The sequence below is a fragment of the Streptosporangium sp. NPDC051022 genome (assembly GCF_040683035.1).
Lineage (GTDB): Bacteria > Actinomycetota > Actinomycetes > Streptosporangiales > Streptosporangiaceae > Streptosporangium.
Map to the genome: position 1 here is coordinate 375933 of NZ_JBFBCF010000006.1, position 8064 is coordinate 383996.

6 protein-coding genes are annotated in these 8064 nt (G+C 72.7%); 2 read left to right on the forward strand and 4 right to left on the reverse strand.

Features of this window, described 5'->3' with window-relative positions; translation table 11 throughout:
• Nucleotides 1-107: 107 nt before the first annotated feature.
• Nucleotides 108-611: an ATP-binding protein gene (locus AB0N02_RS14530; protein ID WP_363945909.1), complete on the forward strand. Its 504-nt coding sequence runs from the start codon at nucleotides 108-110 to the stop codon at nucleotides 609-611.
• Between the two features lie 67 nt (nucleotides 612-678).
• On the opposite strand, the gene AB0N02_RS14535 is transcribed toward AB0N02_RS14530, so the two are convergent.
• Entirely contained in the window at nucleotides 679-1368 is a 690-nt protein-coding gene (locus AB0N02_RS14535) for a winged helix-turn-helix transcriptional regulator (protein WP_363945911.1), read from the reverse strand.
• A gap of 263 nt (nucleotides 1369-1631) precedes the next feature.
• Here AB0N02_RS14535 and AB0N02_RS14540 point away from each other — a divergent pair, with 263 nt between their 5' ends.
• Nucleotides 1632-2327, forward strand: coding sequence for an alpha/beta hydrolase (locus AB0N02_RS14540; RefSeq protein WP_363945913.1), 696 nt, complete (start codon nucleotides 1632-1634; stop codon nucleotides 2325-2327).
• Nucleotides 2328-2340: 13 nt separating this feature from the next.
• On the opposite strand, the gene AB0N02_RS14545 is transcribed toward AB0N02_RS14540, so the two are convergent.
• The 3 genes from AB0N02_RS14545 to AB0N02_RS14555 all read right to left on the reverse strand — a co-directional run.
• Nucleotides 2341-2682: a sulfocyanin-like copper-binding protein gene (locus AB0N02_RS14545; RefSeq protein WP_363945914.1), complete on the reverse strand. Its 342-nt coding sequence runs from the start codon at nucleotides 2680-2682 to the stop codon at nucleotides 2341-2343.
• 610 nt (nucleotides 2683-3292) lie between these two features.
• On the reverse strand, nucleotides 3293-7321 hold the full coding sequence (locus AB0N02_RS14550) for an AAA family ATPase (protein ID WP_363945915.1): 4029 nt from the start codon (nucleotides 7319-7321) through the stop codon (nucleotides 3293-3295).
• Nucleotides 7308-8064, reverse strand: a 757-nt coding sequence (locus AB0N02_RS14555) for an AfsR/SARP family transcriptional regulator (RefSeq protein WP_363945917.1), incomplete at its 5' end; no start/stop codon positions are given. The genes AB0N02_RS14550 and AB0N02_RS14555, both read right to left, overlap by 14 nt.

Genomic DNA, 8064 nt, shown 5'->3' on the forward strand with positions numbered 1-8064 from the left:
GCCTTGGAGTGGGGAGGTTCCGGGCGGCTCGATGGGGGTGTCGGGGGCAGGGAGGGTGCGTCACGGTTCCGGTGACCTACTCCATCCCTCTTCCCTGGAGATGATTCATGGCTGTCACCTGGACCGATGCGGCTCCGGAGATGATCGACGCGATGCTGCGGCTGTTTCCCTCCGGGCTGACCTGGCGGCGGACCTTTCCCGGGCGGCTCGACCAGGTGCCCGCCGCCCGTCGCTTCGTCGGGTTCCTTCTCTCCGACGCCGCCTGCCGCGCCGACGCCGAGCAGGTCGTCACCGAGCTCGCCGCCAACGCCGTCTCCCACACGGCCAGCGGACGGCCGCACGGCACCTTCGTCGTCGAGGTCGCCCGCAGGGCCGCCGCCGTCCGCGTCACCGTCCACGACCTCGGCCAGGGCGGGGTTCCCGTGTTCGTACGGCCCGAGCCCGCCGACCCCTTCGACGAGCGGGGCCGGGGCCTCGCACTGGTCGGCGCCCTGGCCTCGAAGGCCGGCCACCGGGGCGACCGGGAGAGCGGTCACGCGGTGTGGGCGCGGTTCGTCTCCTGCCCCGCCTCGTGCGCCGACTGTCCCGACTGCGCCGCAGAGGAGGCCTGAGCCGTACGGCGGGCGTGAGAAGGGGCCGCCCGCGACGGCCGGGCGGGGTGGCGGCCGGTTCCGGCGGTCACTCCGTGGTGGTCGGGTGGGGGGCGGGGAGGGGGAAGAGGTCGGCGAAGCGGGCCGCCGTCCGGTGGTCTCCGTCCACCTTCAGGTCGCCCGAGCCGAGCGCGTCGGCGAACGGCCGCCGGCCGAAGACGACCTCCCTGAGCGTGGCGGCGTCGGTCTCGATGACGGCGTCGGCCCGGTCTCCCCGGTCGGCGCCCTCACGGGCGAAGTCGATGCGGCCGTCGGCGACCTCGGCCAGGAAGCGGTCCTCGCCGAGCCTCAGGTCGTAGGTGGCGCGCAGCCCGTCCGCCGCGTGCGGGTCGAACATCGTCTTGAACGCGAGGATCAGCGCGTCGACGCCGAGTTCGGCATCGGAGGCGATGGGGACGCGGCTGCCCCAGCGGCCGAGCAGTACGAGGATGGGTTCGAGGTCTCGGCCCCACTCGGTCAGCTCGTAGACCCAGGCGCCCGCGGGCGGGCCGAGCTTGCGGCGCCGTACGACCCCGGCCTGCTCCAGCTCGCGCAGCCGCTGGGACAGGACGTTCTGGCTGGCGCCGTGCAGGCCCAGTCGCAGCTGGGTGAACCTCTTGGGGCCGAGCACCAGCTCGCGCACCACCAGCAGCGCCCATCGCTCGCCGATCACGTCAAGGCCGCGGGCGATCCCGCAGGGATCGTTGTAGCTGCGCCGGTCAGTCACGCGTTGCACCATGCTTGAACTTCCTTGTACAAACCATTTGCTGGCAACTCCACACCTTGCAATCCTAAGTTAGGACCAGAAACATGAAGGGGGAACCGTGGGAGTGGACGATCATACGGATGCGAGGACGCTACCGCAGGGCGACGCCGGATTACCGGAGAGCCCGCCAAGACCGGTCGTGACGGCCCCCGGTGTCCCGGGCACGACGGTCACCGCATGACGAGGTTCGCGAAGTTCGAGGTGCGCGGCGTTTTCCCGGGGAGGGACGGTTCATCATGGCGACCTATGTGCTGATCCACGGCGGTGCGGGCAGCGCCTGGCAGTGGCATCTGCTCGACGCCGAGTTGCGGGGACGGGGCCACGACGTGGTGGCGGTCGACCTGCCCTGCGACGACGAGTCGGCGGGGCTGGCCGAGTACGCCGACTCGGTGATCGACGCCGTCGGTGACCGTACCGGCCTCGTCGTGGTCGCCCACTCCTTCGGCGGGTTCACCGCCCCGCTGGTGTGCGAACGGATACGGGTCGACCAGTTGGTGCTGCTGACGGCGATGATCCCGTCGCCGGGTGAGGTCCCGGCCGACTGGTGGGCCGAAACCGGCCACGAGCGGGCCCGGCGCGAGCAGGCCGAGCGGGACGGCCGTGACCCCGATGACGACGACCCGATCGCCACCTACCTCCAGGACCTCCCCGCGGACCTGGCGGCCGAGGCGATGCGGAGAGGGCGCGGGCAGTTCGGCACCCCGATGCTGAAGCCGTGGCCGCTCGACGCGTGGCCCGACGTGCCGACGAGGTTCCTGGTCTGCCGCGACGACCGTTTCTTCCCCGCCGAGTTCATGCGCCGGGTCGTCGAGGAGCGGCTGGGCATCGTCCCCGACGAGATGCCCGGAGGCCACTGTGTCCAGCTCAGCCGCCCGCGAGAGCTGGCGGACCGGCTGGAGTCCTATCTGGCCGGTCATGTGAAAAGCGCGTAGGCGGCGTTCGCCGTCACCCGGTGACGTCGAGTTCGGCGTACATGCCCCCGGCGTAGTGACCGGGGAAGTTGCACACCAGCTCGTAACGGCCGGGAGACAGCTTCAGCGTGGTCCAGCCCGTGGAGCCCGGGGAGATGCCCTTCCCCTCACCCGCGCCGCAGTCGTGTGACGCCTCGCCCAGGCTGCCGGCCTCATCGATGCGCTGGCCGGGACCCTCGTCCCGCTTTCCCACGGTCTGGCCTGACGGAAGTGGCAGCACGACGACCTCGTGAGTGGTGACCCCCTCGTTGACCACCCGCAGCGACACGGTCCCCGACGGAACCTGCGACGGGGTGACGGACAGGCGCATCCTCATGTTCTGCGGTCCGTGAGGTCCGTGCGGTCCCGGAGATCCGTGAGGGCCGTGAGGTCCGTGAGGTCCAGGGCTGCCGTACGGGCCCGGGCCGCCGTTCATCATCCCCGATGGGCCGGGGCTGTGGCCGCCCATCATGCCCGACCCCGTGTCGGCCAGGGTCACATCCACCACGTGCCCCGGCAGGGGTGGCGCGGTGCACTTCGGCTGAGGTTGTGCCGCCGTCGCCTGTCCACCGACGACGAGAGCGGCGAGCATGACCGCGCTCGTCGTCCCGGCAAGCCGTACATCGTGAAACCGCATCGGCCTCACCCCCGCAACCGCGCACCGTGCCCCCGCTCGCCCATCTCCCGCGAACGGATCCGCGCTCCGTCGGCAAGCGGCCTGTTCTCAGCCTACGGGCGGCCCGATGACCACGACCGACCGAGTCCACCCGTGTCCACCCGTGTCCGCCCAGGCCGCGGGGTCGGCGGAGAGACCGATGGATGTCAGTCGTGGGGGCTCACGGTCTCGCGGGCGGTTCGGGTCGTTCCCGGCGGCGGGCAGATCAGCACGGAGATCGCCCTGACAGAACGGAAAGGCCCCCGTGTTCACCGGGCGGGCTTCCACCTCCTCAGGGACAGATCTGTTGATAAGGCTGACCGGGGATGTACCGGCGCCATTCCTGTGGGGTGAGGGAGCGGCCCGCGACCGCGCAGATCTCCGCGAGGGGGTCGGTGGATGAGATCACGTTCTCCATGTTCCAGAGCCGGATACCTCCGCCGTAGGCGTCCATGGCCACGGTGACACCGTCCGGGGTCAGGCTCACCGAGCTGGCGATGTCGTTGTAGTGGGTGCTGGGAGCACCGATCGGGCGGCGGGTGGCGACATCCCACACCTGTGCGACGCCGTCCCGGCCGACGCCTGTCAGGGTGTCGCCCGCGGGCGCGAAGGCGACCGCGGCGATTCCTCCGCTGTGGCCCGCGGGAAGGGCACCGACCAGACGGCCTCCGGCCACCTCCCACAGCCGGATGGTGTCGTCCCAGCTGCCGGTGGCCAGGATCGTGCCGTCCGGGCTGAAGGCCGCCGCGCTGACACCGTTGGTGTGGTCGGCGAGGGGGGCGCCGATCGGGCGGCGGGCGGCCACGTCCCACAGCCGGACGCGCCCGTCCTTGTCGCCGATGACCAGGATCTCTCCGTCACGGCTGAAGGCTCCCACCGGGATGGAGCCGGAGAGAGGGGAGCCGATCCGGCGGTGCTCGGCGACGTTCCACAGCCGGACGACCTGGTCGTTGTCGACGCTGACCAGCGTTCTACCGTCCGGGCTGAACTCCACCCGGGTGACGCTTCCGGTGTGCTCGCCGAGCGGGGTGCCGATCTGCCGGCGGGTGGCCAGGTTCCAGAGCCGGACGGCTCCGTCCCCGCCGCCGCTGGCCAGCGTCCTGCCGTCCGGGCTGAAGGCCGCCGCGTCCACGGAGCCGGTGTGCCCCGTCAGGGGAGGACCGATCTGACGGCGGGTGGCGACGTCCCACAGCCGGAGGTTCCTGTCCCCCCAGCCGGCGGTGGCCAGGGTTTTACGGTCGGGGCTGAAGGCCACGGCGACCACGGACCCGGTGTGGCCGGTACGGAAGACGTCGTCCGGGCGGCGGGCGGAGACGTCCCAGAGCCGTACCGTCCTGTCCCATCCGGCGGTCGCGAGGGTCTCGCCGTCCGGGCTGAACGCCACCGACGCCACGGAACCCGTGTGCCCCATCAGCGGATCCCCGACCTGACGGCGACCGGCGACGTCCCACAACCGGGCCGTACCGTCCGCACCCGCGGACGCCAGAACCCTGCCGTCCGGGCTGAACGCCACCGACGCCACGGAACCCGTGTGCCCCATCAGGGGACCCCCGACCTGACGGCGACCGGCGACGTCCCACAACCGGGCCGTACCGTCCGCACCCGCGGACGCCAGAACCCTGCCGTCCGGGCTGAACACCACCGACGCCACGGAACCCGTGTGCCCCATCAGGGGGGCGCCGATCTGACGATGGGTGAGGAGACTCCACAGCCGGATGGCGCCGTCCGCACCCGCGGTCGCCAGGGTCCTGCCGTCCGGGCCGAACGCCATGGCGACGATGAACCTGCTCCGGGTGGAGGCGCCGCTGTTGAAGGGGATCCCGATCTGACGGCGGGTGGCGACGTCCCACAGCCGGGCTGAGCCGTCCACACCGACGGTCGCCAGGGTCCTGCCGTCCGGGCTGAACGCCACCGACATCACGGATCCGGCGTGCTCTCTCAGGGGGGCGCCGATCTGACGGCGGGTGGCGACGTCCCACAGCCGGGCGGTGCCGTTCCCGGCGGCGGTCGCGAGGACCTTTCCGTCCGGGCTGAAGGCCACGGCTGCGACGAACTCGGTGTGGTTGACGAGGGGGGCGCCGATCTGGCGGCGGGTGGCGGCGTCCCACAGGCGGACGGTGTTGTCCCCTCCGGTGGAGGCCAGCATCGTGCCGTCCGGGCTGAACACCGCGGAGGACACGAAGTCGGTGTGGCCGTTCAACACCCCCTGTACGGAGGTCGCGAGGGTGGCGAGCATGCCGTAGCGGGCCTCGGGGCTGGGCATCAGACGCCAGGAGGCGGCGGCCAGCAGGCCGGACAGGACGGGATCGGTGTCGGCCAGCCCCTCGCTGTGGAGCGCCACCAGACGGGCCAGGGCCTCCACGCTCCGTTCGTTGGCCCGGCCGATGGCGTTGACCGCCGTGAGCGCGGCGAGCGAGGCGATGACGGTGAGAACGGTCAGCGCGACAAGCGCCAGCCGCGCCAGCATCCTGCGCCGCGCTCCCCGCTGTTCGGCATGGGCGGCGGCGTGATCCGCTGCGGCCAGGAACTGGATGACGGTGGTGGTCAGGGGCGGGTAGCGCAGCGGGGCGGCCTGCCAGCGGGCGCGGGCCCGGCACAGAGCCCTCAGGCGGCCGCCCCGGTACAGGAACGACGGATCGCGGTCGTTGCGCTGCCAGTCCTGGGCGTCCTCCCGGAGCTGCCCGTACAGGATCTGGTCGTCGCGGTCGGCCTGTAGCCAGCCGGCCAGACGCGGCCAGGCCGTCAACAGCATGTCGTGGGCGAGTTCCACGCTGTCCGCGTCGGCGACCAGCAGGCGCTGGCCGGTGAAGACCTCCAGCACCACCCGCAGGTTCTCGCTCTCCTCGGCGGCGCGGCCGGTGCGCAGTTCCTCGTAGGTGACCCGGCGGCGAGCGGTCTGGCCGTCGGCGGTGACGACGGTCAGCTGGTGGAACAACTGCCGGGCCAGCCGTTGCTGGGCGGTGCCGAGCCGCCGGTAGACGGCCTCGGCGCCGGTTTGCACGGCGTGGGCGATACCGCCGGCGGCGCCGTAGCCGCGTATGGTGAGCCGCCCCTTCTCGCGCTGCTGCCAGGTCAGCAGCATCGCCTGGGACAGCAGCGGCAGTACTCCCACTCCCGGGACCGTTCCGTTGCCGGAGGTGACGTCGCCCCCCGGCCCGTACCGCGGCACGGTGAGGATGCGCAGATCGCCCAGCACCAGGTCGGCCAGGCCGTCCTGCAGGCGCAGACCTGCCCGGGCGGCCGGACCGGTGATCGCCCGGCGCAGTTCGGCCTGGCTCATCGCGGCCAGGGTGAACGGCCCGGCGCGCAACACGTCGACCAGTGGCTCCACTGAGGCGCAGCGATCCCAGAAGTCTCCCCGCATCCCGATCACGATCAGCGCCGCCGGCTGCCGGGCGGGGCCGACGGGGGTCTCGGCGGCCGCGCGCAGCGCCCTGGCGAAGGCCTGTACCGCGTCGGCCGCCGGCCTCTCCCCGTATCCGGCCCGCTCCCGTTTTCCGGCCGGATCGTCACCCGCCTCCCCCGGCTCCCCCAGGACCGGGCTCGCGTGCGCGGGCGAGGTGGCCGACGCGAGAGTGAAGACCTCCTCGAACTGGTCGACGACCAGCACTATCCGCCGCTGCGGGACTCGCGGGCCGGGGGCGCCCCCCGCGGAGAACGGGATGAAGAGCGAGGTGGGGGTCTGGGTGGGGGTCTGAGTGGGGGGTTGGGCCAGAAGAGCCTGGCGGAACAGTAGCGGGGCCCCTTCCGGATCCTCGGCCAGGCTCCGGCGGACGGCCGCGGGATCGGCGGCGGTCAGCGCCGCCAGCTGGAGCGCCAGCTCGGTCAGCGGGTCGGCGGTGGGCGTCATGACCAGGCGCGGCCAGCACTCGCTGCCCGGCGCCTCGCTCAGCAGGCCCGCGGCCAGGTACGGCAGCAGCCCCGCCCGCAGCAGGGAGGACTTGCCCGCTCCTGACGGGCCGGTGACCACCAGCATGCCCAGCCCGTCCAGCCGCTCGGCCAACGTCCGGGCCAGTTGCTCGGTGGCCTGTTCCCGGCCGTAGAAGACGGCCGCGTCCGCCTCGCCGAAGGGCGCCAGCCCCCGATAGGGGCTGCCCGTCCAGTACGGCTCGGGATCGTCCGGGGCGGGGTGATGGTGGGTGGTGTAGATGACCGGGCCGTGAAAGACGTTGCCGCGGAATTCCAGGTGGTCCCCGGCGTATCGGCTCGGGCCGGTTCGAACGTCGATGACGTGCGCGCTGTCGGCGGTGTCCGCGGCGTCCACGATCTCGCCGGCGGCCGCTGTCCCGTTGGCGTCGAGGCCGCAGTCAGGCGCGGTCATCGCCGTCGGAGGCGGGTCGGCGGCTCGTACTCTTGCCGGCGAAGGTGACCGGGCCGTGGAAGACGTTGCCGTGGAATTCCATGTGGTCTCCGCCGTAGTGGCGCACCGTCGTCCCGGAGCCCGTGACCTGGTGCCGCGCGGCCTCGGCCCGTGGCGGCGGCGTCCGGAGGAGGTCGGCGGCGGCGTCCGAGGGGGCCTCTCCGAGGTCCTGCGCGAGCGTCGGCTCGGCCGGGTCGGACGGCGCGGGCTCGGTCTCCGCATCGGGTTCGGGGAAGGACCGCGGTGGTGAGGGGAATCGGGTGGTGAGCTCCGTACCGGGACGGTCCGCGACGAGTGCGAGTGCGGGCGCCCGGTCGGGCAGGAGGACGGTGGCGGGCCGGTCGTCGGCCACCGCGACGACCGCGACGGCCCGCGCGGGTGAGGAATACAGGTCGGGGTCGTGGGTGAGGATGCGCTCGTGCAGCCGGGTGAGGTCCTTGCCCGGGTCGGCGCCCAGATCCTCGCGCAGCCGGGCGCGGGTGCGGGCGAAGGTGTGCATGGCCTCGGCCTGACGGCCGGCCCGGTAGTAGGCGCTCATCAGCAGGGCGGCGACGGCCTCGTCGACGGGGTCGGCGTGGGCGAGGTCCTCCAGCTCGGGCAGGACCTGGACGTGGCGGCCCAGGCGCAGTTCGGCCTGCAGGCAGGTGGTCAGGGCCAGCCGGCGCCTGCCGTACAGCCGGCGGCGGTACTGCTCGGCCCAGCGG

Bases quoted from the DNA above. Each gene is read 5' to 3' on its own strand.
- AB0N02_RS14530 (WP_363945909.1), top strand. From the start codon at position 108: ATGGCTGTCACCTGGACCGATGCGGCTCCGGAGATGATCGACGCGATG.
- AB0N02_RS14535 (WP_363945911.1), bottom strand. From the start codon at position 1,368: ATGGTGCAACGCGTGACTGACCGGCGCAGCTACAACGATCCCTGCGGG.
- AB0N02_RS14540 (WP_363945913.1), top strand. From the start codon at position 1,632: ATGGCGACCTATGTGCTGATCCACGGCGGTGCGGGCAGCGCCTGGCAG.
- AB0N02_RS14545 (WP_363945914.1), bottom strand. From the start codon at position 2,682: ATGAGGATGCGCCTGTCCGTCACCCCGTCGCAGGTTCCGTCGGGGACC.
- AB0N02_RS14550 (WP_363945915.1), bottom strand. From the start codon at position 7,321: ATGACCGCGCCTGACTGCGGCCTCGACGCCAACGGGACAGCGGCCGCC.